Origin of the sequence: Ottowia sp. (assembly GCF_046348305.1) — a bacterium.
Classification (GTDB): domain Bacteria; phylum Pseudomonadota; class Gammaproteobacteria; order Burkholderiales; family Burkholderiaceae_C; genus Ottowia.
Genome location: NZ_JAXMEM010000004.1, coordinates 54,383 through 78,815, shown reverse-complemented (window position 1 = coordinate 78,815; position 24,433 = coordinate 54,383). Strand labels below are relative to the sequence as shown.

Sequence of the window (24,433 nt, the reverse complement as noted above, 5' to 3'; positions counted from 1 at the left end):
TCCCCCCGGCCACTGGGCGCGTCCCCTTGAGGGGAAGGCGCGCCAGCGCCTCAGGGGTGGGCGTCATTCATTCGTGAAGATGTTGCCCAGCCGCTCCATGCGCTCCAGCGCCATGCCGCAGCCGCGCACCACGCAGGTCAGGGGCTCCTCGGCCACCAGCACGGGCAGGCCGGTTTCCTCGGCCAGCAGGCGCTCCAGGTCGCGCAGCAGAGCGCCGCCGCCGGTCAGCATCATGCCGCGCTCGGCAATGTCGGCGCCCAGCTCGGGCGGGGTCTCTTCCAGCGCCTTTTTTACTTCCGACACGATGGAGTTCAGCGGCTCGGTCAGCGCCTCCAGGATCTCGTTGCTGCTGATGGTGAAGCTGCGCGGCACGCCCTCCGACAGGTTGCGGCCCTTGACTTCCATCTCCTTGACCTCGCTGCCCGGAAACGCGCTGCCGATCTGCTTCTTGATGGCCTCGGCCGTCGGATCGCCGATCAGCATGCCGTAGTTGCGGCGGATGTAGTTGATGATGGCGTCGTCGAACTTGTCGCCGCCCACGCGCGCGCTGCCCTTGTAGACCATGCCGCCCAGGCTGATCACACCCACTTCGGTGGTGCCCCCGCCGATGTCCACCACCATCGAGCCGCTGGCCTCGCTGACCGGCAGGCCGGCGCCGATGGCCGCGGCCATGGGCTCCTCGATCAGGTAGACCTCGCTGGCGCCGGCTCCCAGTGCCGACTCGCGGATGGCGCGGCGCTCGACCTGGGTGGAGCCGCAGGGCACGCAGATGATGATGCGCGGGCTGGGCTTGAACAGGCCGCGCGGGTGCACCATCTTGATGAACTGCTTGAGCATCTGCTCGGTGACGGTGAAGTCGGCGATCACGCCGTCCTTCATGGGACGAATGGCCTCGATGTTGCCCGGCACCTTGCCCAGCATGGCCTTGGCCTCGCTGCCCACGGCCTGGATCGTCTTCTTGCCCTGGGGGCCGCCTTCGTGACGGATCGACACCACCGAAGGCTCGTTCAGCACGATGCCCTTGCCGCGCACGTAGATCAGGGTGTTGGCCGTGCCCAGGTCGATGGCCAGGTCGGTGGAGAAGTACCGACGGAAAGCTCCAAACATGAAAGATCCTTCTGGGCGCGTCGGCCAATACCGCTCGCCGCCGCCCCGGCGCAATGGGTTCGCTGCGAAATGGGTGGGAATTGTGCGCAAATCCGGCCGTTTGCAGACCGTTTCGGCAAAGGCGAGATAATAACCGATTGGCCTGACGAAATGCCCGGAAATTGGGCACGAAAGGCCCGTCGTATTCCCCGATTTGCTGCTTGTTACATGGCCCTGACCCTGACCGACATCGACCGCATCGCGCACCTGTCGCGGCTGGCGCTCCCGGATGCTGAACGCGCGCCCATGCTGGAGCGCCTGAACGGATTTTTCGGCCTGGTCGAGGCCATGCGTGCCGTGGATACCACCGGCGTCGAGCCGCTGGCGCACCCGCTGGCCGCCGTGCAGGACGTGCAACTGCGCCTGCGCCCGGATGTGGTCAGCGAGAGCGACCAGCGCCAGGCCAACCAGCAAAGCGCGCCCGCCGTCGAGGACGGCCTGTTCCTCGTGCCGCGGGTGATCGAGTGATGGCGGCCGACCTGCATCACCAAAGCGTGGCCCAACTGGCCGCCGCCCTGCGCGCGCGCCAGGTCTCGGCCGTCGAGCTGGCCCGGCACTTTCTGGGCCGCATCGCGCAGCACGCCGATCTGGGGGCCTTTCTGGCCGTGGATGAGGCCGTGACGCTGGCGCAGGCGCAGGCCGCTGACGCGCGCCTGGCCGCGGGCGAAGCCCCGCTGCTGGCAGGCGTGCCGCTGGCGCACAAGGACATCTTCGTCACGCGCGACTGGCCCACCACGGCCGGCTCGCGCATGCTGGCGGGCTACCGCTCGCCCTTTGACGCCACCGTGGTGCGGCGCCTGGCCGATGCCGGCATGGTCGGCCTGGGCAAACTCAACTGCGACGAGTTCGCCATGGGCTCGGCCAACGAAAATTCCGCCTTCGGCCCGGTGAAAAACCCCTGGAACCCGGCGCACGTGCCCGGCGGCTCCTCGGGCGGCAGCGCGGCCGCCGTGGCCGCCGGCCTGGCGCCCGCCGCCACCGGCACCGACACGGGGGGCTCCATCCGCCAGCCGGCCAGCTTCTGCGGCCTGACGGGCATCAAGCCCACCTACGGCCGCGCCAGCCGCTACGGCATGATTGCCTTTGCCTCCAGCCTGGACCAGGCCGGCCCCATGGCGCGCACCGCCGAGGACTGCGCGCTGCTGCTCTCCAGCATGTGCGGGCCCGACCTGGACCGCGATTCCACCTCGCTCGACCTGCCTGCCGAGGACTTCAAGCGCCATTTGAATGATTCGCTGGACGGCCTGCGCATCGGGGTGCCGCGTGAATTCTTCGGCGAGGGCCTGGCCGCCGACGTGCGCGCCGCGGTCGATGCCGCCCTGGCCGAGCTGGAAAAGCGGGGCGCGCGCCGCGTGGAAATCTCGCTGCCGCGCACCGAGCTGGCCATCCCGGTCTACTACATCATTGCCCCGGCCGAGGCCAGCTCCAACCTCAGCCGCTTCGATGGCGTCAAGTTCGGCCACCGCGCCAGGGACTACGCCGACCTGGAAGACATGTACAAGAAGACCCGCGCCGAGGGCTTTGGCGCGGAGGTCAAGCGCCGCATCATGACCGGCACCTACGTGCTCTCGCACGGCTACTACGACGCCTACTACCTGCAGGCGCAAAAGCTGCGCCGCATGATCGCCGACGACTTTCAGGCCGCATTCAAGCAGTGCGACGTCATCGCCGGCCCGGTGGCCCCGACCGTCGCCTGGGCCCTGGGTGCCGAGCGCGATCCGCTGGCCGATTACCTGGCCGACATCGACACCCTGCCCGCCAGCTTGGCCGGCCTGCCCGGCATGAGCGTGCCGGCCGGCTTTGGCGCCAAAGGCCTGCCCGTGGGCCTGCAACTCATCGGCAACTACCTGCAGGAAGGGCGCCTGCTGAACGTGGCGCACCAGTTGCAGCAGGTGACGGATTTCCACCTCCGACGCCCGGAGGGATTTTGAGATGACAGCGCCCAAATTGATTCAAGGCTACGAAGTCGTGATCGGCTTCGAGACCCACACCCAGCTGCAAACCCAAAGCAAGATTTTCAGCCGCGCGCCCACGGCCTTTGGCGCCGCGCCCAACACCCAGGCCTGCGCGGTCGACCTGGCCCTGCCCGGCACGCTGCCGGTGATGAACCGCGAGGCGGTGCAGTGTGCTATCAAATTGGGGCTGGCCCTGGGCTCCCACATTGCGCCACGCAGTGTTTTTGCCCGCAAGAATTATTTTTATCCCGACCTGCCCAAGGGCTACCAGATCAGCCAGTTCGAGATCCCGGTCGTGCAGGGCGGCACGGTGTCTTTCTTCGTTGGTGACCAGAAAAGAACCGTGCGCCTGGTGCGCGCCCACCTGGAGGAAGACGCCGGCAAGTCGCTGCACGAGGACTATCAGGGCATGAGCGGCATCGACCTGAACCGCGCCGGCACGCCCCTGCTGGAGATCGTGACCGAGCCCGACATGGGCTCCGGTGAAGAGGCCGTGGCCTACGCGCGTGAGCTGCACAAGATCGTCACCTGGATCGGCATTTGCGACGGCAACATGCAGGAGGGCAGCTTTCGCTGCGACGCCAACGTCAGCGTGCGCAAGCCCGGCCAGCCGCTGGGCACGCGCCGCGAGATCAAGAACCTCAACAGCTTCAAGTTCATGCAGCAGGCGATCGACTACGAGATCCGCTGGCAGATCGAAGAGATTGAGGAGGGCCGCGCGATCCAGCAGGCCACCGTGCTGTTCAACCCCGACACCGGCGAGACGCGCGCCATGCGCAGCAAGGAAGACTCGGCCGACTACCGCTATTTTCCCGACCCCGACTTGCCGCCGCTCTGCATTTCAGAGCAATGGATCGAGCAGACACGGGCGCAAATGCCCGAATTGCCGCGCGCCATGGCCGAGCGCTTCGTGCAGCAGTACGGCCTGCCCGAATACGACGCCACCACGCTGACGCAGTCGCCCGCCATGGCCGCGTACTTCGAGGCGGTGGCCACGGCCAGCGGCCAGGCCAAGCTGGCCAGCAACTGGATCATGGGCGAGCTGTCCAGGCGCCTGAACGCCGACGAGATCGGCATCGAAGCGGCCAAGGTCTCGTCCGCGCAACTGGCGGCATTGATCGGCCGCATCCAGGACGGCACCATCAGCAACGCCGCCGCGCGCCAGGTGTTCGATGCGCTGTGGGCGGGCGAGGGCCAGGCGGTGGATGCCGTGATCGAGGCCAAGGGTCTCAAGCAGATGAATGACATCGGCGCGTTGGAGAAAATCGTCGACGAAGTCATCGCCGCCAACCCGGACAACGTGGCCCAGTTCAAGGCCGGCAAGGACAAGGCCTTCAACGCCCTGGTCGGCCAGGTGATGAAGGCCAGCAAGGGCAAGGCCAATCCGCAGCAGGTGAACGATCTGCTCAAGGCCCGGCTGGCCTGACGCGCAAGCTTTGCCCGGTCATCGACCGCCGGACGCCGAATGACGGTGCCGTCCCTCAGGGGCGGCTGGCGCAGCGGGTGGGGGCGGCGGGGCCACGCCGGCCCACAGGCTTTTCAGGTGCGCCGCCTCGGCGTCGAAGCGCGCGTTGATGCGCGCCTGCTCTTCCTGCTGGATGGCAATGGCGCGGCGCTGCTCCTGCAGGCTCTGTTCGTTGTCCTCGATGGCGCGGCGCACGTGGGCCGGGGCCCTGGACGGGTTCTTGCGGTAGAACTCCATCTCTTCGTCCAGGCCCTTGCGGTCGGCCAAGAGTTCGTCGATGCGTTTTTGCGCCGTGTCGATGACGCCTTGCGTTTGCTCCAGCGCCTTCTTGCGGTCGGCTTCGTGGGCGGCCGTGTTGGGGTAGCGGTTGACCAGGCCCTGGTCGCGCCGCAGGGCGTCGCGCGCGCGCTGGCGCTCCAGCACGGCCTCGCGCTCGCGCGCCTGCTGCGCCTCGCGCTCGGTGGCGGTGGGGCTGGGCGGGATGACCCGCACCGTGGTGCCGCTGCGGTTGAGTTCGCTCTGCGGCCGGTCGATGCAGGCGGCGATGGGGCGGTCGGCCGTGATGCGCCGACCCTGCGCATCCACGCAGCTGTAGATGGCCCCGCTCGTCGTCGGCGTCTGGGCGTGCAAGGCGGCTCGCGCCAGCAGGAGAGAGGCAGCCGCGAGGGTGAGGCAGATCGTCCGGCGTGCGGTCATGGTGTGGGTCATTCGACCCCGTAGCGCGCCCGGTAGGCGGCCACGGCATCGTAGTGTTGCAAGAAGTGCTCCGATGTCTTCAATAGTTGCAACAAATGTGCCAGTTTGGCAATGGCACAAACCTGCAAACCCAGCTGATCGCGGACGTAATTCACGGCGCTCCAGGCCACGTCCTGGCCGCCCTCGGTGGCTTTTTCCTGGCGGTCCAGCGCAATGGCGACGGCGTGCGGCACGGCGCCAGCGGCGCGGATCAGGGCGATCGACTCGCGCACGGCGGTGCCCGCCGAAATCACGTCATCGACGATCAGCACCCGGCCCTGGAGCGGCGCACCCACCAGGGTGCCGCCCTCGCCGTGGTCCTTGGCCTCCTTGCGGTTGTAGGCAAAGGGCTTGTTCACGCCCAGGCGCGCCAGCTCCACCGCCACCACCGCGCCCAGCGGAATGCCCTTGTAGGCCGGACCGAAGATCACGTCGAACTCGATGCCCGAGGCCAGCAGGGTGCGTGCATAGAATTGCGCCAGGCGGCCCAGCTTGGCGCCGTCGTCAAACAGGCCGGCGTTGAAGAAATATGGCGACATGCGCCCTGCCTTGGTCTTGAACTGGCCAAAGCGCAGCACGCCGCTGTCGATGGCGAATTGCACGAATTCACGCGCCAGCTCGTCTTGCGGGTCCACCGTCCCTGTCGCGCTCATTGGAGATGTTTCCTTGTTCAAGCTCACCAGTCTCAACCTCAACGGCATCCGCTCGGCCGCGACCAAGGGGGTCGAAACCTGGCTGGAGGCGCACGCGCCGGATTGTATTTGCGTGCAGGAGATCAAGGCCCAGCAGAGCGACCTGGCCGGGCGCTTCGAGCAGCTGGCCGGCATGCGGGGCCACTTTCACCTGGCCGAGAAGAAGGGCTACGCCGGTGTCGGCATATACACGCGACACACCCCCAGCGATGTCATCACGGGCTTTGGCATGGCCGAATTCGACGCAGAGGGCCGCTACGTCGAAGCCCGCTTCGACACCCCCCGGCGCAAGTTCTCCGTCATCAGCTGCTACTTTCCCAGCGGCTCCTCGGGCCCCGAGCGGCAACAGGCCAAGTTCCGCTTTCTGGACGGCTTCTACCCCGTGCTGCAACGCCTGAAGGCCGAGCGCGAGTTCATCCTGTGCGGCGACGTCAACATCGCGCACCAGCAGATCGACCTGAAGAACTGGAAGAGCAACCAGAAAAACAGCGGCTTTCTGCCCGAAGAGCGCGCCTGGATGACCCGCGTGCTGACCGATGGTGGTCTGGTGGACGTGTACCGCCGCCTGCAGCCCGACGCCACCGACGCCGCCTACACCTGGTGGAGCAACCGTGGCCAGGCCTATGCCAAGAACGTGGGCTGGCGTCTGGACTACCACCTGGCCACGCCAGCCGTGGCCGACAAGGCCCGTCGCGAGGCGATCTACAAGGACCAGAAGTTCAGCGACCATGCGCCGATCACGGTGGAGTACGAGATGAGCCTGTGATCCGTTGGCGCGTTTTACTACTGAATTGATAGCTTCTTGCGCTTGATGGACAAGCGATCGGGTTTGTTTTTGTGCCAGGTCAGAACGCCCGCGTCCACCACGGCCCGTCGAGTTGCTGCTGCAGCCAGGCGATGAAGCCCGTCACCTTGGCCGGCACCAGCTTGGGTGACGGGAACACGGCGTGCATCTCTTGCGCGGGCAGGGTGTGGTCTTGCAGCACCGGCACGATGTGGCCCTCGATCATCGATTCGCGCGCCACGTACCAGGGCAGCATGGCCAGGCCCATGCCGGCGCGGCAGGCGGCCAGGATCGTGGACAGGTTGTTGGTGCGCAGCGGGCCGTGGATCGGCACGGACTCGTCCGCGCCGCCCGGCACGTGCAGCAGCCAGCGGGCGTCGCCCTGCACGCTGCTGTAGATCAGGCACGCATGGCGCGACAGTTCGGCCGGAGCCGTGGGCTGGCCGTGCGCGGCCAGGTAGGCGGGGGCGGCGGTCAGCACCCAGGGGTTCACGCCCAGATGGCGCGCGCCCAGGCCCGAGTCGGCCAGGCGGCCGATGCGGATTGCGACGTCGACGCCGTGCTCCACCAGATCGACGTAGCGGTCGTCAAAGCCCAGGTCGATCTGCAGGCGCGGGTGCTCGGCCATGTAGCGCAGCACCAGCGGTGTCAGCACGCGGCGCCCGAAGGCCACGGACGAGTTGATGCGCAGCGTGCCGGTGGCGCCCTCCTGCACCAGGCCGGTCAGGTTCTCGGCGTCTTCCACCTCGTGCAGGATGGCCTTGCAGCGCTCGTAGTACAGCGCGCCGGCCTCGGTGGGTGTCACGCCGCGGGTGGAGCGGTGCAGCAGCCGCGCGCCCAGGTGGCGCTCGGCCTCGGCCACGGCCTTGGTGGCGGTGGGCTGGGTGGTGCCCAGCGCGAGCGCGGCCTTGCTGAAGCTGCCCGTCTCCACCACCCGCACGAACACCTGCATGACTTGAAAGCGATCCATGGCGCCTCTTCATTGTCGGGCTATTCCGACTGGGAATAAATCATATGCCCGTGCTGACCTTCCCTTGCCCGCACGCCGACGGCACCATCGCGCCATAGCGACAGACTTCAAGGAGACTCGATCATGGCGAAGATGAAAGCGGCAATGGCCGCCGTGCTGGTGATGGAAAAGGAAGGCGTGACCCAGGCCTTCGGCGTGCCCGGCGCCGCCATCAATCCCCTGTATGCGCAACTGAAGGAGCGCGGCACCATCGGCCACGTGCTGGCGCGCCACGTCGAGGGCGCCTCGCACATGGCCGAGGGCTACACCCGCGCCTGCGCCGGCAACATCGGCGTGTGCATCGGCACCTCGGGCCCAGCCGGCACCGACATGATCACCGGCCTGTACTCGGCCAGCGCCGACTCCATTCCCATCCTGTGCATCACCGGCCAGGCGCCGCGCGCGCGCCTGCACAAGGAGGACTTCCAGGCCGTGGACATCGCCAGCATCGCCAAGCCCGTCACCAAGATGGCGACGACGGTGCTGGAGCCGGCGCAGGTGCCGCGCGTGTTCCAGCAGGCCTTTCACCTGATGCGCTCGGGCCGCCCGGGCCCGGTGCTGATCGATCTGCCCTTTGACGTGCAGATGGCCGAGATCGAGTTCGACATCGACACCTACGAGCCCATGGCCGCCTACAAGCCCGCCGCCACGCGCAAGCAGGTCGAAAAGGCCCTGGCCATGCTCAACCAATCGGCCAAGCCCCTGATCGTGGCCGGCGGCGGCATCATCAATGCCGACGCGTCCGAGTTGCTGGTCGAGCTGGCCGAGGTGCTGGGCGTGCCCGTCATCCCCACGCTGATGGGCTGGGGCACCCTGCCCGACGACCACCCCCTGATGGCCGGCATGTGCGGGCTGCAAACCAGCCACCGCTACGGCAACGCCAACATGCTGGCCAGCGACTTCGTGCTGGGCATCGGCAACCGCTGGGCCAACCGCCACACCGGCAGCCCCGAGGTGTATTGCAAGGGCCGCACCTTCGTGCACGTGGACATCGAGCCCACGCAGATCGGCCGCGTCTTCACGCCCGACCTGGGCATCGTCTCCGACGCCAAGATCGCGCTCGAGCTCTTCGTGCAGGTCGCCAAGGAATGGAAGAAAGCCGGCAAGCTGCGCGACTTCTCCGCCTGGGTCAAGGAATGCCAGGCGCGCAAGGCCGACGTGCAATACCTGCGCAAGACCAACTTCGACAACGTGCCCATGAAGCCGCAGCGCGTGTACCAGTGCATGAACAACGCGTTCAGCAAGGACACCTGCTACGTCTCCACCATCGGTCTGTCGCAGATCGCCGGCGCGCAGTTTCTGCATGTCTACAAGCCGCGCCACTGGATCAACGCCGGCCAGGCCGGCCCCCTGGGCTGGACGGTGCCCGCCGCGCTGGGCGTGTGCGTGGCCGACCCCAGCCGCAAGGTGGTGGCGCTGTCGGGCGACTACGACTTCCAGTTCATGCTGGAAGAATTGGCCGTGGGTGCGCAGTTCAAGCTGCCCTACATCCACATCGTGGTCAACAACAGCTATCTGGGGCTGATTCGCCAGAGCCAGCGCGGCTTCACCATGGACTACTGCGTGCAACTGGCGTTCGACAACGTCAACTCACCCGAGGTCAACGGCTACGGCATCGACCATGTCAAGGTGGTCGAGGGCCTGGGCTGCAAGGCGATCCGGGTGCATTCGCCCGACGAAGTGGCCCCCGCCATCCAGCGTGCCGAGGCGCTGATGGCCGAGTTCAAGGTGCCGGTGGTGATCGAGATGATCCTCGAGCGCGTCACCAACATCTCCATGGGCACCGAGATCGACAATGTGACCGAGTTCGAGGAGCTGGCCGGCGGCAAGCAAGATGCGCCCACCGCCATCGCCGTCTCCATGCTCGACTGATGAATTGACGACAAGGAAATCCGAGCGATGACAAAACTGGCTGCCAACCTGACGATGCTCTACAACGAAGTGCCGTTTCTCGAGCGCTTCGAGCGGGCCGCGCGCGATGGCTTCACGGCGGTGGAGTTTCTGTTCCCCTACGCCTGGCCGGCCGAAGAGCTGCGCCGGCGCCTGGACGGCAACGGCCTGCAACTGGTGCTGCACAACCTGCCGGCCGGCAACTGGGACGGCGGCGAGCGCGGCATCGCCTGCCACCCCGACCGCACGGCCGAGTTCCGCGAGGGCGTGGCCACCGCCATCGGCTACGCCCGCACCCTGGGCGTGAGCCAGCTCAACTGCCTGGCCGGCAAGGCGCCTGCCGGCGTGCCCGACGCCGTGCTGCGCCAGACCCTGGTGGACAACCTGCGCTACGCCGCCGCCGAGCTGAAGAAGGCGGGCCTGAAGCTGCTGGTCGAGCCCATCAACACCTTCGACATTCCGGGCTTCTACCTGCATGGCAGCGCGCAGACCCTGTCCGTGCTTGACCAGGTCGGCTTTGATAACGCCTATCTCCAATACGACATCTACCACATGCAGCGCATGGAGGGCGAGCTGGCCGCGACCATGCAGGCGCACCTGCCGCGCATTGCCCACATCCAGCTGGCCGACAACCCCGGCCGCAACGAGCCGGGCACGGGCGAGATCAACTACGCCTTTCTGTTTGCATTCCTCGACCGCATCGGCTACACCGGCTGGATCGGCTGCGAATACAAGCCGGCCGCCAGCACCGAGGCCGGCCTGGGCTGGCGCCAGCAGCTGATCAGGTAAAACCCCGGCATCTCCATTCGACACAAGGAAGACAAGCAATGAGCAGCGCATCCCTGAACATCGGTTTCATCGGCCTGGGCATCATGGGCACGCCCATGGCGGGCCACCTCATGAAGGGCGGGCACAAGCTGGCCGCCCACACGCACGGCAAGGTGCCCGACGAGGTCGCCCAGGCCGGCGCCAAGGTCTGCGCCAGCGGGCGCGAGGTGGCGCAGGCGAGCGACATCATCATCATCATGGTCCCCGACACGCCCGACGTGGGCAAGGTGCTGTTTGCCGAAGACGGCGTGGCCGCCGGCCTCACCAAGGGCAAGCTGGTGATCGACATGTCCTCCATCTCGCCGGTGGAGACCAAGGAATACGCCAGCAAGATCGAAGCGCTGGGCTGCGACTACCTGGACGCGCCCGTCTCCGGCGGCGACGTGGGCGCGCGCAACGCCACGCTGTCCATCATGTGCGGCGGCAAGCCCGCCGTGTTCGAGCGCGCCAGGCCCGTGCTGGAGCTGATGGGCAAGAACATCACGCTGGTGGGCGGCACGGGCGACGGCCAGACCTGCAAGGTTGCCAACCAGATCGTGGTGGCCCTCACCATCAATGCCGTGGCCGAGGGCCTGCTGTTTGCCGCCCGCGCCGGCGCCGATCCGGCCAAGGTGCGCCAGGCGCTGCTGGGCGGCCTGGCCACCTCGCGCATTCTGGAGGTGCTGGGCGAGCGCATGATCAAGCGCACGGTCGAGCCGGGCTTTCGCATCGCGCTGCACCAGAAGGACCTGAACCTGGCGCTCACCGCCGCGCGTCAGCTCGGCTTGGCGCTGCCCGCCACGTCCAACGCGCAGCAGCTGTTCAGCGCCTGCGTGTCGCACGGCGGCGCGGCCTGGGACCACTCGGGCATGGTGCGCGCGCTGGAGAAGCTGTCCAACTTCGAAATCGGCCAGAAGCCGACTTGAGGGCTGAAAGCAGCCGGACAGCCGGACAGCCGGACAGCCGGACAGCCGGACAGCCGGACAGCCGAACAGCCGAACAGCCGAACAGCCGAACAGCCGAACAGCCGAACAGCCGAACAGCCGGACGCAGAGGACGCAAAGGAATCGCAGAGGACGCAAAAGAACAGCCGAAAATCACTATTAAATAAGTAGCTGATTGCGCTTGTCACGTGAGGGCTTGAGTGGTTTTCTTTATTCTTTGTTTTTTCTGCGTCCTTTGCGATTCCTTTGCGTCCTCTGCGTCCGGTTTTAAAAGTATGAGCAACCCGTGGAGCCCTGCATGACGGCCAGCCCGAATTCGCGTGACCTGCTGCGGCGCATGTTTGATGCCGCCGTGGCCAGCGCCCAGCCGGCGCTGTGCATTCCGCCGCACCTGCCGACGCCCGGGCAACTGGGCGGCGGGCGGCTCATCGTCATTGGCGCCGGCAAGGCCTCGGCTGCGATGGCGCAGGCGGTGGAGGAGAACTGGTCAGGCCCCGTGTCGGGCCTGGTCGTCACCCGCTATGGTTATGGCGCGCCGTGCAAGCGCATCGAGATTGTGGAGGCCGCCCACCCCGTGCCCGACGCCGCCGGCCTGGCCGCTGCCCAGCGCCTGCTGGAAGTCGTCAAAGGCCTCACGCCGCAAGACCTGGTGCTGTGCCTGATCTCCGGCGGCGGCTCGGCGCTGGCGCCGCTGCCCGGGCCGGGCCTGACTTTGGAACACAAGCAGGACGTGAACCGCGCCCTGCTCAAATCCGGCGCCACCATCAGCGAGATGAACTGCGTGCGCCGGCATCTGTCGGGCATCAAGGGCGGGCGGCTGGCGGCGGCCTGCCACCCGGCGCGCGTGCTCACGCTGCTGATCTCCGACGTACCGGGCGACAACCCGATCGACATCGCCTCGGGCCCCACCGTGGCCGACCCCACCACCTGCGCCGACGCGCTGGCCGTCATCAAACGCTACGGCATCGAGCTGCCCGCGCCGGTGCGTGCCCTGCTCGAGAGCGGGCGCGGCGAATCCATCAAGCCCGGCGACCCGCGCCTGGCCGGCCACGAAGTGCGCATCGTCGCCGCGCCGCAAATGGCGCTGGAGGCCGCCGCCCAAGTCGCGCGCCAGGCCGGCGTCACGCCCTTCATCCTGGGCGATTCGCTGGAGGGCGAGGCGCGCGACGTCGGCAAGGTGCTGGCCGGCATGGCCCTGCAGGTGGCGCGCCACGGCCAGCCCGCGCCCGCGCCCTGCGTGCTGCTGTCGGGCGGTGAGACCACCGTCACCGTGCGCGGCAAGGGCCGCGGCGGGCGCAACGTCGAATGCCTGCTGTCGGCCGCCATCACCCTGGACGGCCAGGCGCGCGTGTACGGCATCGGCTGCGACACCGACGGCGTGGACGGTGCCGAGGACATTGCCGGCGCGCTGATCGACCCCAGCACCCTGGCGCGCGCCTGGGCCAAGGGCTTGCCCCCCAAGGACGCGCTGGACAACAACGACGGCCACGGCTTTTTCCAGGCGCTGGGCGACTCGGTCATCACCGGGCCCACGCGCACCAACGTCAACGACTTTCGCGCGCTGCTGATCGAAGCGGCGGCACCCACAACCTGAGCCAAACCGCACCATGCGCCGCACCCGCAACGCCAAGATCGTCGCCACCCTGGGCCCCGCCAGCAGCGAGCCCGCCGTCATCGAGCAGCTGTTTCTGGCCGGCGTCGATGTGTTTCGCCTCAACTTCAGCCACGGCGTGGCCGACGACCACCGCGCCCGCGTGGCGGCGCTGCGGGCCGTCGAGCAAAAGCATGGCCGCCCGATCGCCATCCTGGCCGACCTGCAAGGCCCCAAGCTGCGCGTGGGCACGTTTGACGGTGGCCCCGTCATGCTGGCCGAGGGCCAGGCCTTTCGCCTGCAACTGGACGCCATTGCCGGCACGGCGCAGGCCGTCCAGCTGCCGCACCCCGAAATTTTTGCCGCCCTGGTGCCCGGCGCCGAGCTGCTGCTGGACGACGGCAAGCTGCGCCTGAAGGTCGAGCGCTGCGACGCCAAGAGCGCCGACACCACCGTGCTGGTGGGCGGCAAGCTGTCCGACCGCAAGGGCGTCAACGTGCCCGGCGTGGTGCTGCCCATTTCCGCGCTGACCGACAAGGACCGGCGCGACCTGGCCGTGGCGCTGGAGCTGGGCGTGGACTGGGTGGCCCTCAGCTTCGTGCAGCGGCCCGAGGACATCCACGAGGCGCGTGCGCTGGTGGGTCAGCGCGCCGGCCTGGTGGCCAAGCTCGAAAAGCCCGCCGCCATCGAGCGCCTGGAGGAGGTGATCGCCGCCACCGACGCCGTGATGGTGGCGCGCGGCGACCTGGGCGTGGAGATGCCCGCCGAGAGCGTGCCGCCGCTGCAAAAGCGCATCGTGCGCGCCTGCCGCAAGCAGGGCCGCCCCGTCATCGTCGCCACGCAGATGCTCGAATCCATGATCGAAAGCCCGGTGCCCACGCGCGCCGAAGCCTCCGACGTGGCCACCGCCATCTACGACGGCGCCGACGCGGTGATGCTCTCGGCCGAATCCGCCGCCGGCAAGCACCCCATCGAGGCGGTGCGCATCATGAACCGCATCATCGAGCGCGTGGAGGCCGACCCGCTGTACCGCCAGTTTCTCGAAGCCTCGCAAAGCGCCAATGTCCCCGGCCAGACCGGCGTGCCCGACGCGGTGTGCTGCGCCATGCGCCGCGCCGTGGCTCTGCTGCACCCGGCCGCCATCGTCTGCGCCACGCATTCGGGCGCCACCAGCCTGCGCGTCGCGCGCGAGCGCGCCGAGGCGCCCATCCTCAGCCTGACGCCCCAGCTGTCGGCCGCGCGCCGCCTGGTGCTGGCCTGGGGCGTGCATTCGCTGCACGTGAGCGAGGTCACCGAGTTCAACGAGGTGCGCATGCTGGCCGGTGACCTGGTGCGCCGAGAAGGCTTCGGCCAGGCGGGCGACCCCTACGTCGCCATTGCCGGCGTGCCCTTTGGCCAGAGTGGCACCACCAACCTGATGCACATCGGCATTGTTTGACGATTTCTGGCTCCAGCGCTTATCGGTACTCCGCGGGCAGCTCCGTTAAACGTAGCAAATCGGCTCTCGCGCGTCGACTCAGGAGCTGCTGCTTGCCGGCGGCGGCGCACCCTTGTCGCTCCACAGCACGCCGCCCGTGGCCCAGTCCTGGCGGGCGATGTCGAAGAACAGCACGTCCACGCCGTCGGCCGAGCCGCCCAAGGTACGCACGGTGGCTTCGGTCAGGGCGGCGGCCAGGGCGCGCTTTTGCTCGGGGGTGCGGCCTTCGAACAGTTCGACGCGGATGGTGGGCATGGCGGGGGTGCTCCAAAAAATCAGGTGTTGAAACCGGGTGACAGGCGCTCGATGCGGCGCAGCAGGGCGGGCCACTCCAGATCCCCGTCCCACTCGCTGCCGTCGCCCACCCATTGGTGGTAGGTCAGGGCGGCCAGTGCGGGCGTGGCCTGCATCACGCGCCCGCCGGTGGCGGCCATGGCGCGCAGTTGCGCCTGCGCGGCGCGCTCCAGGATGTGCATCAACATCCAGGCTTCGGCCACGCTGCGGCCGACGACCAGCGGGCCGTGGTTTTCCAGCAGCAGGCCATCCAGGTCACCCAGCGCGGTCACCAGGCGGGCTTGTTCATCGGCGCCCAGCGCCAAGCCTTCATACGGGTGGCGGCCCAGGCGTTGGTACAGGCGCATGGCCCATTGCGATGTGGGCTGCAAGCCGCCGGGCAGCATGGACAGGGCCACGCCCCAGGGCGTGTGCAGGTGAATCACGCATTCCACGTCGGGGCGCGCCGCATGCACCGCGCCGTGAATGGCAAAGCCGCTGGGGTTGACGCGGGCGCCCGAGCCATCGACCACCTGCCCGGCGGTGTTGACCTTGACCAGGCGGCTGGCGGTGATCTCGTCGAACGCCGCCCCAAACGGGTTGATCAGGTAATGCCCCGGCTCGCCCGGCACGCTGGCCGACAGGTGGGTGTAGATGGTGTCGTCCCAGCCATTGACGGCCGCCATGCGGTAGGCGGCGGCCAGGTCGATGCGCACCTGGCTTTCGGTGCGGGGCGGGCGGGCGGTGGGCATGGCAGGTTTATCTGGGGCGACGAAGGTAGAAGCGCGTCTTGTCGGCTTTGTTGCTCGCACCGGTTGAGCCGCGCTCTGATTCAACGGTTGGTGGCGGACCACAATCGCCGTTGTGGCAACTTCTTCTGAACGAAATCGTTGAAAGACTCGGCCAGGAGTTCGCGGCGTGCGCGCCAGAAGTCGACTGCGCGATCGATTCTCCACAAGTCTCGATCCAACGGGACGCACTGTGACTTGAGGGTCTTCAGTTCAATTTTCCCGAGGTAGACCTCCGGGCCCGATTGACCGATCGACTTGTTGACTTCGGAGGTTATGAACGCAATGTTGGCGATGTTGTCTGCACTGGTGCGCTCGACTTCCGAAAATTGCGCCCGCGGCAGGATGTGATGCCGATCGATGTTTCCCTGCAGCAATACCTTCGATCGCGTAAAGAAATCAAGCCCTCCGCGATTCGTACTGGCGATGTACAGGGTCAGCAGGCCACTGCGGTCGTTGAGCGAACCGGAAAAAATCCTTGGGTTCGGCCAGCAGGGTGCTTCGGTGAGTGCGGAGGTTGGCCAGAAGTGCGCGAACGGGGTCGCTTTGCTTGCATGCCCGCAAGTCTTGTTCCAGGGCCGTTTCACTGGCTCCGCTGTAGCGACGGCACAGTGCCGCCAAGGCAAGCCACCCCACCAGTTCATCGGCCTTGCGATCGCGCGCCTTGACGGTGGCGCAGATGGCGATCAGGGGCACCATCAACGCGCCTGACCACAGAATGTCCATGTTGATCAAACCCAGTTCGCTTCGGATCAAGGCAATGGCCTGCCCGGTGGCTTGCTTGGTTTGCTTCCAGGCACCGACGACTTCCTTGCGGTCCAATTCGTGCAAAGGTGTTCGATTTCGTCCATCTGGTCGCGCGATGAAGGCGCACGCACGAAACAGGTGCATGACGTTCAAGCGCTGGAATCCTTGTTGGCGAATCTGGTGGAGGTAGGGAACAATCTCGTCGGCAATCAACCGCTGATGCCGTGCAGCGACCCGCGCGCTCTCGATGTCTTCCTTCTTGAGGCGTACCCCCAAGGTGTTGATGCGCTCGAACGCCTTGACGGCATCGTCGAAATCGTGATCGACCATTTCAACGATCGGAACCTCATAGTCCCGGATGCGGCGCACGCGTTCCAGCCTGGCTTCGAAGCGCTCAGCCTGTCGTGAACCATCGAATTGGCGGCGCAGTCGTCGAAAGGCTTCGTCGCTCCAAATGTCGGCGACACGAATCCAATCTGGATTTTTTCTCGTGGCGGCGTTCGAGAGCTTGAATTCCTCTGTGTCCGGATTGAAACCGCCGTCGATCCCATCCTCTCCATCAATGGTCTTGGAAAGCGTGATGACCCGTTGCTGACCGTCGATCAGCCAACTCGTTGAACCTGATCGGTTGGCACGTGGAGTGGCTCGACGAGCATGAACCTCGGCGTCGCTGCGCCAGAGCAGAAGCGACGATATTGGAAAGTTTTGATAGATGGAATCGATCAGCAGCGGCGCCTTGCTCTTGCGCCAGACGTACTCGCGCTGAAATTCGGGAATGACGATGCGACCAGCGCGATAGTCCTCCACCAGATTCTTGATTGTTCGGCTTTCATGTTTGAGGCGAGACTCTTGCACGTTTCAGGTTCCCTTCCAGTCGTCCGTGCGTGATGGTATCGGCTCGCGACGATCGTCCGCACAAGGCCCTTGACGGCGCGGACGAACCGAACGTGTCGCTGACTTTCTGTTGTGCAGTAGACATTGGTCGAGGTGCGCGGTTGCGCGCCCTGATTTCGCCAGCGGCATTTCCGATGGGGAACCATGGACAATGGGGTGACTCGATTCATCGCTCGCCATGACGTCCGCCCCACGCCTGCATTACCAGACCATTCCCGTCACCCCCTTCCAGCAAAACTGCTCCATCGTGTGGTGCGAGCAGACCCTGGAAGCCGCCGTCATCGACCCCGGCGGCGACCTGCCGCGCATCGAGGCAGCCGCGCAGGCGCTGGGGGTGGACTTGCGCCAGATCTGGCTCACGCACGCGCACATCGACCACGCCGGCGGCACGGCCGAGCTGGCGCGCCGCCATGGCCTGCCCATCGTCGGCCCGCACCCGGGCGACCAGTTCTGGATCGACGGCCTGGCCGAGCAGGGCCGCATGTTCGGCTTTCCTGCCGCCGAACCCTTCACGCCCACGCGCTGGCTGCACGATGGCGACACGGTGCAGGTGGGCCACTGCGTGCTGAACGTGCGCCACTGCCCGGGCCACACCCCCGGGCACGTGGTGTTTCATTCGCCGCAGGCCGAGCGTGCCTTCGTGGGCGACGTGCTGTTTGCCGGCAGCATCGGTCGCACGGATTTTCCGGGGGGCAACCACGAGCAGTTGCTGGCCAGCATCCGCCAGCGTCTGTGGCCCATGGGCGACGAGACGGTATTCATCCCTGGCCACGGGCCTGAGAGCACGTTTGGCGAGGAGCGCCGGCACAACCCCTTCGTGCGCGATCGTTGACCGGCGCGTGAAACATGGCACGACCGCGTGGCGCCAAAGCAGCAATGCAAGGTCACATCGCACACTGCAAGCGGGCGCGCACCGAAAGGTGAATGGATCACAAAACGCGCGTGACCCAGTCACTGCAATTCATGGCGCGACTTCCTAGACTGCCCCCATGCGCCAAGAGCCGCGCGCCAAGCGCCGATGGAGAACACCATGGAAGTCGTCGCAGCAGTCAGGGAGGAGACCCGCCAGCCCGTCAAGACCGAAAAGGCCGACGACCTGCAAGCCAGCTTCGTGCTGCGTTTGCTGGACGAGATCGACTACGGGCTGGTGCTGGTCACTGCACAGGGCACGGTGCTGCACGCCAACCACCTTGCCCGCCACGAACTGGCCATCGGCCGCCTGCTGTTCGCCAGCCCGGGCGGCGTCGTCACCGGCCGCAACTCGGCGCTGACCGAGCAGTTGATGGCGGCCATCCGGGGTGCCGTGCAGGGCCACCGTCGCCTGCTGTACCTGACGCATGGCGAGCAGTGCCTGCCGCTGTCCGTCATCCCGGTGGCCCCCGCGCCGGGCGCCGCCGCCGGCAGCGTGCTGCTGGTGATGGCGCGCCAGCGCATCGGCGACAACCTGGCGCTGCAGCTGTTTGCGCGCGAGCACTGCCTGACACCGACCGAGGAATCCGTGCTGCGCGCCCTGTGCGATGGCCGCGAGGTGGACGAGATCGCCGTGCAGCACGGCGTGGCCGAATCCACCGTGCGCACCCAGGTGCGCGCGCTGCGCGACAAGACTGGCGCCAGCGGCATCCGCCAGCTGGTGCAGTGCGTGCTCAGCCTGCCGCCGGTGGTCGGCGCTTCGTGCGGCGAGGGCGCCGCCGTGCGGCGATCGGCATCCGCGGGATTTCAATTTGTATGATGGGGCATGCCGCCCCCCGCGCCTGAAGGCCCGAACCCCGCGCCTGCCACCGGTTTGCCCGCCTTGGGCCACGCCTCGGCCCATGTCGAGGCGCTGGCGCGCCGCGGCACCGAGCGCCGCTACCGGCGCGGCACGCTCATCATCCAGGAGGGCGAGCGCGGCGACACCCTCTACATCGTGCGTTCCGGTCGGCTGCGCGCCTTCGTGGCCGACGCCAGCGGCAAGGAGCTGACGCTGGGCCTGTATGGCCCGGGTGAGTACGTGGGCGAGATGGCGCTCGACGGCGGCCCGCGCTCGGCCAGCGTGGAGGCCGCCGAGCCCACGGTCTGCGCCGTCGTCACGCGCGAGCAGCTGCTGGCGCACATTGCCGCGCATCCCGACTTCGCGCTCGAGCTGATGGCGCGCCTGATCCGGCGGGCGCGGCTGGCCACCGACAACGCCCGCAGCGTGGCCCTGATCGACGTCTATGGTCGCCTCACGCGCCTGCTCGATCAACTGGCCGACCCGCCGGATGCGCAAGGCTGGCGCACCCTGCGCGAGCGCCTGACGCACCAGCAGATCGCCAGCCACCTGGCCTGCTCGCGCGAGATGGTCAGCCGCCTGCTGAAGGACCTGGAGACCGGCGGCTACGTCGCCACGCGCGAGCGGCGCCTGGTGCTGCTCAAGCCGCTGCCGGCGCGGTGGTGAGGGCGCATTTATCCCTCCCTTGAGGGATGACAAAAACGCCCTCGCAAGGTAGGTGCGCTGCCATCCAACGCGGTTAGCATCCGGACATGTCGCCGCTGCTTCCGGTTTTGCACGCACCCACGCCGCGCCTGTGGGCGCACGGCGCCTGAGCGATGGCCCGCCGTTTCTGCACCCATTGCCATGCGGCCTGCGGCCCAGCCGACCGCTTTTGCGCCGCGTGCGGACAGCCGCTGGCCGCTGCCGCCGCGTCGCCGTCGGGCGACTGGGGTGAAGTCAAGGCGGCGACCATCCTGTTTGCCGACATCGTCGATTCCACCCGGCAGATTGCCGAGCTCAGCCCGGAGCAGGCCATGCAGCGGCTGCAGCCCGCCGTCGAGCGCATCGTGCGCATCGTCGAGCAGCACCACGGCACCGTGCTGCGCACCCTGGGCGACGGCATCATGGCCTTGTTCGGCGTACCCCTGGCGCTGGAGCAGCACGCCGAGCAGGCCTGCCTGGCGGCGGCGCGCATGCAGCAGGCTTTCGACCCCGTGCAAGGGGGCGCCGGCCTGGCGCTGCGCGTGGGGCTGCACACCGGCAAGGTGGCCTCGGACCCGACCGAGGCCGGCGACCGGCGCGGCGGCGGCGCGCACGGCGTGGCCATCCACCTGGCCAGCCGCGTGGCCGCGCAGGCCGATCCCGGCCAGGTGCTGTTGACCGAGGAGACGCGCCACCTGCTGCGCCCGGGCCTGCTGGCGGCGCGGCCGATCGGCAGCTTTCCCCTGAAGGGCATCGCCCATCCCGTGGCGCTGTTCGCGCTGCGCCTGGACGTCGGCAGCGCATCGATGCCCGACCCGGCCGCGCGTGCCGGGCGCTTCGTCGGCCGCGGCGACGAGATGGCGCAACTGGTGCACGCGCTGGGCCGCACGCGCGCCGGCCAGGGCCAGATCGTGTGCGTCAGCGGCGAGGCCGGCAGTGGCAAGACGCGCCTGTGCGCCGAATTCGCGCGCCGCTGCCAGGACATCGGTGCGCGCGTGGTCTGGGTCCAGGTCCACCCGCTCAGTCACGCCCTGCCGCTGCGGCCGGCGCGCGAAGTGGTGGCATCCCTGTGTCTGGGCGCCTCGCCCGATCTGGCGGCGGACGACTTGCGTCGGCGCATCGATGCGGCGCTGCAGCGTGCCGGCCACCCCGACGCCGCCGACGCGGCCCTCGTGCACGATCTGATGGGCGTCGCCGACGACGCGCAGCGGCACGGGCATCGGCTGGCGGGCCAGGACTCGCGTCAGTTGCAGCTGCTGGCCTTGTTGGCCGATCTGGTGCGCGCCGATGCCGAGACGCTGCGCCTGCTCGTGGTCGACGATCTGCATTGGCTCGACCTGGCGAGTTGGCCCATCCTGAACGTGCTGGCCGATGCGCTGGTCGCCACGCAAACCCTGCTGGTGGTCAACCATCGACGCAGCCTGCCGCCGCCGTGGTTGCATCTGCCTCACGCCGCCGTGTTGCCGCTGGTCGCGCTGGCGCCGCTGGCCATGTGCGCCATCGTGGCTGAGCGGCTGGCCGTGCCACAACGGCCGGATGCCGTGGCGGCGATGCCTGAAGGCGACCAGGAGGTCTGGATCGACCGCATTGCTGCGCGCAGCCAGGGCAACCCATTTTTTGCGCAGGAGTTGGTGCGTCACCTGCGCCGTACCGGCGTCGATCCCGCGCGCTGGGCGGCCGAATTGCCAGACAGCATCGAGGCGTTGGTCACCACCCGCATCGATGCGTTGCCGGCGGCCGACAAGCGCATCCTTCAGACGTGTGCGGTGATCGGCAAGCATGTCGATGTCGCGGTGCTCGCACGCGTGGCACGTCTGCCGTTGGGCCGGCTGGCGCCCGCCCTGCGTCGGCTCCAGGCGGCCGAGCTCATTGCACCGGCCCAAGGTCTCCACGGTGCGCGTGCGCTGACGTTCATGCACCCGGTGATCCAGGAGGCTGCGTACGGCGCGCAATTGCGCGTGCGCGTGAAGGGGGTGCACGCGCGCGTGGCTGCCGTGATGGAGGAGCGCTTCGCCCACGGCCCGCATGCCGGGGAGTTGGCCGCACTGACGGCGCACCATTGGGAACAGGCCGGCCGGTTTCTGCCGGCGGCGCGTCAGGCCGTGCGTGCCGCGCAATGGCTGCGCACCGGCGATGCGGGCGCGTCCATCGCGGCGTGGCGCAAGGTGCTGATGCTGCTGGAGCGCGAGGCGCACGGCGACGAGGCTCGGGCACTCAGTGCGCTGGCGGCCGGGCGGATCGTGTTTCTGGGCTGGCGCGTGGGGATCAGCGCGCAAGAAGTCACGCAACTTGTCGACCGTGCGCTCGCGCAGGCCAGCGGGGCTGACCCGCGCCTGCCTCAGTTGCTGCGCTTCGCGCACGCGCGCATGATGCAGTCCGGCGGCGGTTCGGCCGATGACTACGTGCACGCCGTGCAAGACGTGCTCGCGATGCCCACCCCGCCGGGCGACGCGGGGCGTCGGGCCATGCTGCATGTGGTGCTGTGCCAGGCTTACAGCTGGGCGGGGTTGCTGCGCGAGGCACTGGCCGCCAGCGACATCGCCTTGGCCGGCATCGCGCAGGTCAGTGCGTTCGACAGCGATTTCATCGGTTTCAACGTGGAGCAGTGGGCTGTCGGTCTGCGCATGCGGGTGTTGTGCCGCATGGGACGCCTGTCCCAGGCGCAGGCGTGTCGCGACCGGCTGGCGGTGTTGTCGCGCCATGAGCCTGACGTCGTGATGAAGGGGATCGACCGAAGCCTCGCTCTGGAGCTGGATTGTCTGCAAGGTCGCGCGCGGCATGCCTGGGGCAGGCTGCGCCAGCAGGGCCGCGCCGCGGGTCCGCAGAACGACTACCTGCGCGTCACGGACGCCTACTTTCTCTCGTTTCTGGAAATGGCTTGTCACCGTTACGCGGTTGCGTGCAGCCAGATTCAGGAAGGGCTGGCTTATTTGCGAGACCGGCGGGTCGCGATCGACTTCGAGGTTGAGTTGCGGGCGCTGTGGTCCGAGGCGCTGGCCGCGCGTGGAGCGTGGAGTTCCGCCGCGCAATCCGCCCAGCAGGTCATTGGTCTGTCGCGCCAGCGCGGCAACCGCGTGGTCGAATGCCGCGCGGCACTCGTGTGCGCGCGAGCCCAAGCGCATGGCGTGGCGATCGGGCAGCCCGGCGCCACACGGCACAGCGACTGGATTGCCTACGCAGGCGAGTTGCTGGACGTGACCGGAGCCGACCTGTGGCGTCCGATGTGGAACGCTGTGCGTGCGCGTGCGCGTGCCAAGGGGACCGCCGGCGTCTAGTACTGCGACCCGAAAGTATCGAAACATGAAATCGCGCCTTCGCACGCATGGCGGCGTTGCAAATCCTCGCAATAGCTTCGGCTATTGCTGCGGTTTGCGCCTTGCCCTGCGCGTGAATTCATCGATTTCATCTTGTTCCTCTACTTCCGGGTCGCAGTACTAGCGTTTCTCACGCATGCGCGCAGCGGCTTCCCTCGACTGCATGGGCAGCGAGATGACCAGGTAATCCACTTCCAGGTAATGCACGGGCCGCGCCCCATGCGTGACGAGCACCCGGCTTTCCTGGACGGGCTTGCCTTGCATGTCGTGCGAGGTGAAGTACACGGGCAGTGGCTTGGAAGAAGCGAAGTTCTCCAGCAGCGCGTTGACGATGGCCTCACTGCCGTTTTCGCCGTTGCGATTTGACGGGTGGTCGGCCAGCTTTTCGATCAATCTGAGCCAGCGCTGGCGTACCGCGTTGTCGGCTGGCGACAGGTTGAGCGCTCGCATGCTTCGGTGCAGCGGCCGGCCTTTCTTGAAGATGCGAAATTCTTTCTGAATCTCCGCCATTTCCTCGATGCCCCCATACAGCCGCTCGTCGGCCACGTTGGGCTGCGGCGGTGCAAACCGCAGATTGAGCTGGTTGAGCAGGTCGGGAATCAGGATGTCCGCATATGACATGAAAAAGCCCATGTTGGTCTCCTCACTCAAAAAATATGGGGGCGTCAAATATCCCATGGTCGCCGGGGACGGCGCAAGCACGGACAAGGTAGGCGCGCGGGCCCGGTCCTGGGGGTCGCCTCGCGCGTCAACGGTCGATCGGACGGCTGGTCGATCCCGGTGGCGCGTGCGCATGTACCAGCAGGGTGTATTCCGGGAGGCCGTAGCCGTGCAGCAGGGTGACTTCGGCGCCGGGCTGGTGCTGCGCCAGGTGCGTCAGCCAGTGCTCGGGCGGCGGGCGGTACAGCTGGGGCGGGCTGGCCTGGCCCGGCGCCGGTGGGACGATGAAGTTGACCGCCCAGCCCAGGCGGCTGTGGCGCTGCAGGTCGGCCAGGGTGCGCGCCACCAGCGCCTCCCACGCGGGCAGCGGGCAGTCCAGCTTGACGTTGAAGATGCCGCTGGCCAGGCTGTAGTCGGCCAGGCGCGTGGCGCCGGCGGCCACCTCGAACGCGCAGTCGCCGCGGTGGCGCCAGCGGCGGCGCGCGGCGGCCACCATGGCTTCGGACACGTCGGTGCCCCGATAGTCGATGCGGGCGCGCCGGTGGCGCTGGCTGAGCAGGGCGCGCAGCGCGCCATAGCCACAGCCGACGTCGTTGAGCGTGCGTGGCCGGCTGAAGTCGCACAGCTTCAGAAGTTGCACGAAGCGCAGCTCCTGGTTGAGCCGGTTGGGCCAGTCCACGCCCAGCGGGGTGGCGCCAAAGCGCCGCAGTTTTTGCGTGTAGTAGTCGGCCACGGCATCCAGCGCGCGTGTCGCGGCGGGGTTGTGTTCAGGCGCGTTCATCGGCGTCATCCGGCGGTCCATGCCGCACGGGCTCCAAGGCGGTGGCG

Annotated in this window: 23 protein-coding genes; 13 read left to right on the top strand and 10 right to left on the bottom strand. The window is 67.7% G+C overall.

Translation table 11 applies throughout. The features are described 5' to 3' along the window. Positions 1 to 63: 63 nt before the first annotated feature. Entirely contained in the window at positions 64 to 1,107 is a 1,044-nt protein-coding gene (locus U1F38_RS04510) for a rod shape-determining protein (RefSeq protein WP_409985869.1), read from the bottom strand. Positions 1,108 to 1,314: 207 nt separating this feature from the next. Between U1F38_RS04510 and gatC the strand changes: the two genes are divergently transcribed. Genes gatC through gatB form a run of 3 tightly spaced genes read left to right on the top strand, consistent with a single transcriptional unit; the run spans position 1,315 to position 4,527 of the window. Further along, positions 1,315 to 1,614 (top strand): Asp-tRNA(Asn)/Glu-tRNA(Gln) amidotransferase subunit GatC, encoded by a 300-nt coding sequence (gene gatC / locus U1F38_RS04505; protein WP_409985868.1) that lies wholly within the window; start codon positions 1,315 to 1,317, stop codon positions 1,612 to 1,614. Then, positions 1,614 to 3,077: an Asp-tRNA(Asn)/Glu-tRNA(Gln) amidotransferase subunit GatA gene (gene gatA / locus U1F38_RS04500; protein ID WP_409985867.1), complete on the top strand. Its 1,464-nt coding sequence runs from the start codon at positions 1,614 to 1,616 to the stop codon at positions 3,075 to 3,077. Before gatC ends, gatA begins: the two co-directional genes overlap by 1 nt. Position 3,078: 1 nt before the next feature. After that, the gene (gatB, locus tag U1F38_RS04495) at positions 3,079 to 4,527 is read left to right on the top strand and encodes an Asp-tRNA(Asn)/Glu-tRNA(Gln) amidotransferase subunit GatB (protein ID WP_409985866.1); all 1,449 of its coding nucleotides are present in this window, start codon (positions 3,079 to 3,081) and stop codon (positions 4,525 to 4,527) included. A gap of 18 nt (positions 4,528 to 4,545) precedes the next feature. On the opposite strand, the gene U1F38_RS04490 is transcribed toward gatB, so the two are convergent. Together U1F38_RS04490 and pyrE are read right to left on the bottom strand one after the other, a co-directional pair. Next, positions 4,546 to 5,262 carry a DUF4124 domain-containing protein gene (locus tag U1F38_RS04490; RefSeq protein ID WP_409985865.1) on the bottom strand — a complete coding sequence of 239 codons (717 nt, stop codon included), beginning with the start codon at positions 5,260 to 5,262 and terminating at the stop codon, positions 4,546 to 4,548. A gap of 8 nt (positions 5,263 to 5,270) precedes the next feature. Then, positions 5,271 to 5,954 carry an orotate phosphoribosyltransferase gene (gene pyrE / locus U1F38_RS04485; RefSeq protein WP_409985864.1) on the bottom strand — a complete coding sequence of 228 codons (684 nt, stop codon included), beginning with the start codon at positions 5,952 to 5,954 and terminating at the stop codon, positions 5,271 to 5,273. A gap of 13 nt (positions 5,955 to 5,967) precedes the next feature. Here pyrE and U1F38_RS04480 point away from each other — a divergent pair, with 13 nt between their 5' ends. Then, complete coding sequence (locus U1F38_RS04480) at positions 5,968 to 6,759, top strand: exodeoxyribonuclease III (protein WP_409985863.1); 792 nt, start codon at positions 5,968 to 5,970, stop codon at positions 6,757 to 6,759. A 79-nt stretch (positions 6,760 to 6,838) separates the two neighbouring features. Here U1F38_RS04480 and U1F38_RS04475 read toward each other — a convergent pair whose 3' ends face one another. Next, complete coding sequence (locus U1F38_RS04475; protein ID WP_409985862.1) at positions 6,839 to 7,747, bottom strand: LysR substrate-binding domain-containing protein; 909 nt, start codon at positions 7,745 to 7,747, stop codon at positions 6,839 to 6,841. Positions 7,748 to 7,870: 123 nt separating this feature from the next. Here U1F38_RS04475 and gcl point away from each other — a divergent pair, with 123 nt between their 5' ends. The 5 genes from gcl (at position 7,871) to pyk (ending at position 14,456) form a co-directional block, all read left to right on the top strand. Further along, the gene (gcl, locus tag U1F38_RS04470) at positions 7,871 to 9,658 is read left to right on the top strand and encodes a glyoxylate carboligase (RefSeq protein ID WP_409985861.1); all 1,788 of its coding nucleotides are present in this window, start codon (positions 7,871 to 7,873) and stop codon (positions 9,656 to 9,658) included. A gap of 27 nt (positions 9,659 to 9,685) precedes the next feature. Then, a complete protein-coding gene (gene hyi, locus U1F38_RS04465; RefSeq protein WP_409985860.1) occupies positions 9,686 to 10,465 on the top strand; it encodes a hydroxypyruvate isomerase in 780 nt (259 codons plus the stop codon). Between the two features lie 38 nt (positions 10,466 to 10,503). Beyond that, a complete protein-coding gene (locus U1F38_RS04460; protein ID WP_409985859.1) occupies positions 10,504 to 11,409 on the top strand; it encodes a 2-hydroxy-3-oxopropionate reductase in 906 nt (301 codons plus the stop codon). A 316-nt stretch (positions 11,410 to 11,725) separates the two neighbouring features. Then, on the top strand, positions 11,726 to 13,021 hold the full coding sequence (locus tag U1F38_RS04455; RefSeq protein ID WP_409985858.1) for a glycerate kinase: 1,296 nt from the start codon (positions 11,726 to 11,728) through the stop codon (positions 13,019 to 13,021). 13 nt (positions 13,022 to 13,034) lie between these two features. Then, entirely contained in the window at positions 13,035 to 14,456 is a 1,422-nt protein-coding gene (gene pyk / locus U1F38_RS04450; protein WP_409985857.1) for a pyruvate kinase, read from the top strand. 78 nt (positions 14,457 to 14,534) lie between these two features. On the opposite strand, the gene U1F38_RS04445 is transcribed toward pyk, so the two are convergent. The 4 genes from U1F38_RS04445 to U1F38_RS04430 form a co-directional block, all read right to left on the bottom strand. Beyond that, positions 14,535 to 14,750 carry a 4-oxalocrotonate tautomerase gene (locus U1F38_RS04445; protein ID WP_409985856.1) on the bottom strand — a complete coding sequence of 72 codons (216 nt, stop codon included), beginning with the start codon at positions 14,748 to 14,750 and terminating at the stop codon, positions 14,535 to 14,537. A gap of 20 nt (positions 14,751 to 14,770) precedes the next feature. Beyond that, positions 14,771 to 15,520 (bottom strand): class II aldolase/adducin family protein, encoded by a 750-nt coding sequence (locus U1F38_RS04440; protein ID WP_409985855.1) that lies wholly within the window; start codon positions 15,518 to 15,520, stop codon positions 14,771 to 14,773. Positions 15,521 to 15,600: 80 nt separating this feature from the next. Beyond that, positions 15,601 to 15,933 (bottom strand): hypothetical protein, encoded by a 333-nt coding sequence (locus tag U1F38_RS04435; RefSeq protein ID WP_409985854.1) that lies wholly within the window; start codon positions 15,931 to 15,933, stop codon positions 15,601 to 15,603. Positions 15,934 to 15,955: 22 nt separating this feature from the next. Next, complete coding sequence (locus tag U1F38_RS04430) at positions 15,956 to 17,158, bottom strand: DUF262 domain-containing protein (RefSeq protein WP_409985853.1); 1,203 nt, start codon at positions 17,156 to 17,158, stop codon at positions 15,956 to 15,958. 217 nt (positions 17,159 to 17,375) lie between these two features. Between U1F38_RS04430 and U1F38_RS04425 the strand changes: the two genes are divergently transcribed. From U1F38_RS04425 to U1F38_RS04410, 4 genes are all read left to right on the top strand, one after another. Further along, the gene (locus U1F38_RS04425; RefSeq protein WP_409985852.1) at positions 17,376 to 18,029 is read left to right on the top strand and encodes an MBL fold metallo-hydrolase; all 654 of its coding nucleotides are present in this window, start codon (positions 17,376 to 17,378) and stop codon (positions 18,027 to 18,029) included. 198 nt (positions 18,030 to 18,227) lie between these two features. Next, positions 18,228 to 18,926, top strand: coding sequence for a helix-turn-helix transcriptional regulator (locus tag U1F38_RS04420; protein ID WP_409985851.1), 699 nt, complete (start codon positions 18,228 to 18,230; stop codon positions 18,924 to 18,926). A 6-nt stretch (positions 18,927 to 18,932) separates the two neighbouring features. Then, the gene (locus U1F38_RS04415) at positions 18,933 to 19,613 is read left to right on the top strand and encodes a Crp/Fnr family transcriptional regulator (RefSeq protein WP_409985850.1); all 681 of its coding nucleotides are present in this window, start codon (positions 18,933 to 18,935) and stop codon (positions 19,611 to 19,613) included. Positions 19,614 to 19,765: 152 nt separating this feature from the next. Then, positions 19,766 to 22,906: an AAA family ATPase gene (locus U1F38_RS04410; protein WP_409985849.1), complete on the top strand. Its 3,141-nt coding sequence runs from the start codon at positions 19,766 to 19,768 to the stop codon at positions 22,904 to 22,906. A gap of 159 nt (positions 22,907 to 23,065) precedes the next feature. Here the strand turns inward: U1F38_RS04410 and U1F38_RS04405 are convergent, their stop codons facing one another. Together U1F38_RS04405 and U1F38_RS04400 are read right to left on the bottom strand one after the other, a co-directional pair. Next, positions 23,066 to 23,578: a hypothetical protein gene (locus U1F38_RS04405; RefSeq protein ID WP_409985848.1), complete on the bottom strand. Its 513-nt coding sequence runs from the start codon at positions 23,576 to 23,578 to the stop codon at positions 23,066 to 23,068. 115 nt (positions 23,579 to 23,693) lie between these two features. Continuing rightward, the gene (locus U1F38_RS04400) at positions 23,694 to 24,386 is read right to left on the bottom strand and encodes a methyltransferase domain-containing protein (protein ID WP_409985847.1); all 693 of its coding nucleotides are present in this window, start codon (positions 24,384 to 24,386) and stop codon (positions 23,694 to 23,696) included. Positions 24,387 to 24,433 lie beyond the last annotated feature (47 nt).

Bases quoted from the DNA above. Each gene is read 5' to 3' on its own strand.
- gatB (WP_409985866.1), top strand. From the start codon at position 3,079: ATGACAGCGCCCAAATTGATTCAAGGCTACGAAGTCGTGATCGGCTTC.
- U1F38_RS04440 (WP_409985855.1), bottom strand. From the start codon at position 15,520: ATGCCCACCGCCCGCCCGCCCCGCACCGAAAGCCAGGTGCGCATCGAC.
- U1F38_RS04410 (WP_409985849.1), top strand. From the start codon at position 19,766: ATGGCCCGCCGTTTCTGCACCCATTGCCATGCGGCCTGCGGCCCAGCC.
- pyrE (WP_409985864.1), bottom strand. From the start codon at position 5,954: ATGAGCGCGACAGGGACGGTGGACCCGCAAGACGAGCTGGCGCGTGAA.
- U1F38_RS04490 (WP_409985865.1), bottom strand. From the start codon at position 5,262: ATGACCGCACGCCGGACGATCTGCCTCACCCTCGCGGCTGCCTCTCTC.
- U1F38_RS04405 (WP_409985848.1), bottom strand. From the start codon at position 23,578: ATGGGCTTTTTCATGTCATATGCGGACATCCTGATTCCCGACCTGCTC.
- gatA (WP_409985867.1), top strand. From the start codon at position 1,614: ATGGCGGCCGACCTGCATCACCAAAGCGTGGCCCAACTGGCCGCCGCC.
- pyk (WP_409985857.1), top strand. From the start codon at position 13,035: ATGCGCCGCACCCGCAACGCCAAGATCGTCGCCACCCTGGGCCCCGCC.
- U1F38_RS04475 (WP_409985862.1), bottom strand. From the start codon at position 7,747: ATGGATCGCTTTCAAGTCATGCAGGTGTTCGTGCGGGTGGTGGAGACG.
- U1F38_RS04425 (WP_409985852.1), top strand. From the start codon at position 17,376: ATGACGTCCGCCCCACGCCTGCATTACCAGACCATTCCCGTCACCCCC.
- U1F38_RS04445 (WP_409985856.1), bottom strand. From the start codon at position 14,750: ATGCCCACCATCCGCGTCGAACTGTTCGAAGGCCGCACCCCCGAGCAA.
- hyi (WP_409985860.1), top strand. From the start codon at position 9,686: ATGACAAAACTGGCTGCCAACCTGACGATGCTCTACAACGAAGTGCCG.
- gatC (WP_409985868.1), top strand. From the start codon at position 1,315: ATGGCCCTGACCCTGACCGACATCGACCGCATCGCGCACCTGTCGCGG.
- U1F38_RS04415 (WP_409985850.1), top strand. From the start codon at position 18,933: ATGCCGCCCCCCGCGCCTGAAGGCCCGAACCCCGCGCCTGCCACCGGT.
- U1F38_RS04510 (WP_409985869.1), bottom strand. From the start codon at position 1,107: ATGTTTGGAGCTTTCCGTCGGTACTTCTCCACCGACCTGGCCATCGAC.
- gcl (WP_409985861.1), top strand. From the start codon at position 7,871: ATGGCGAAGATGAAAGCGGCAATGGCCGCCGTGCTGGTGATGGAAAAG.
- U1F38_RS04420 (WP_409985851.1), top strand. From the start codon at position 18,228: ATGGAAGTCGTCGCAGCAGTCAGGGAGGAGACCCGCCAGCCCGTCAAG.
- U1F38_RS04455 (WP_409985858.1), top strand. From the start codon at position 11,726: ATGACGGCCAGCCCGAATTCGCGTGACCTGCTGCGGCGCATGTTTGAT.
- U1F38_RS04460 (WP_409985859.1), top strand. From the start codon at position 10,504: ATGAGCAGCGCATCCCTGAACATCGGTTTCATCGGCCTGGGCATCATG.
- U1F38_RS04400 (WP_409985847.1), bottom strand. From the start codon at position 24,386: ATGAACGCGCCTGAACACAACCCCGCCGCGACACGCGCGCTGGATGCC.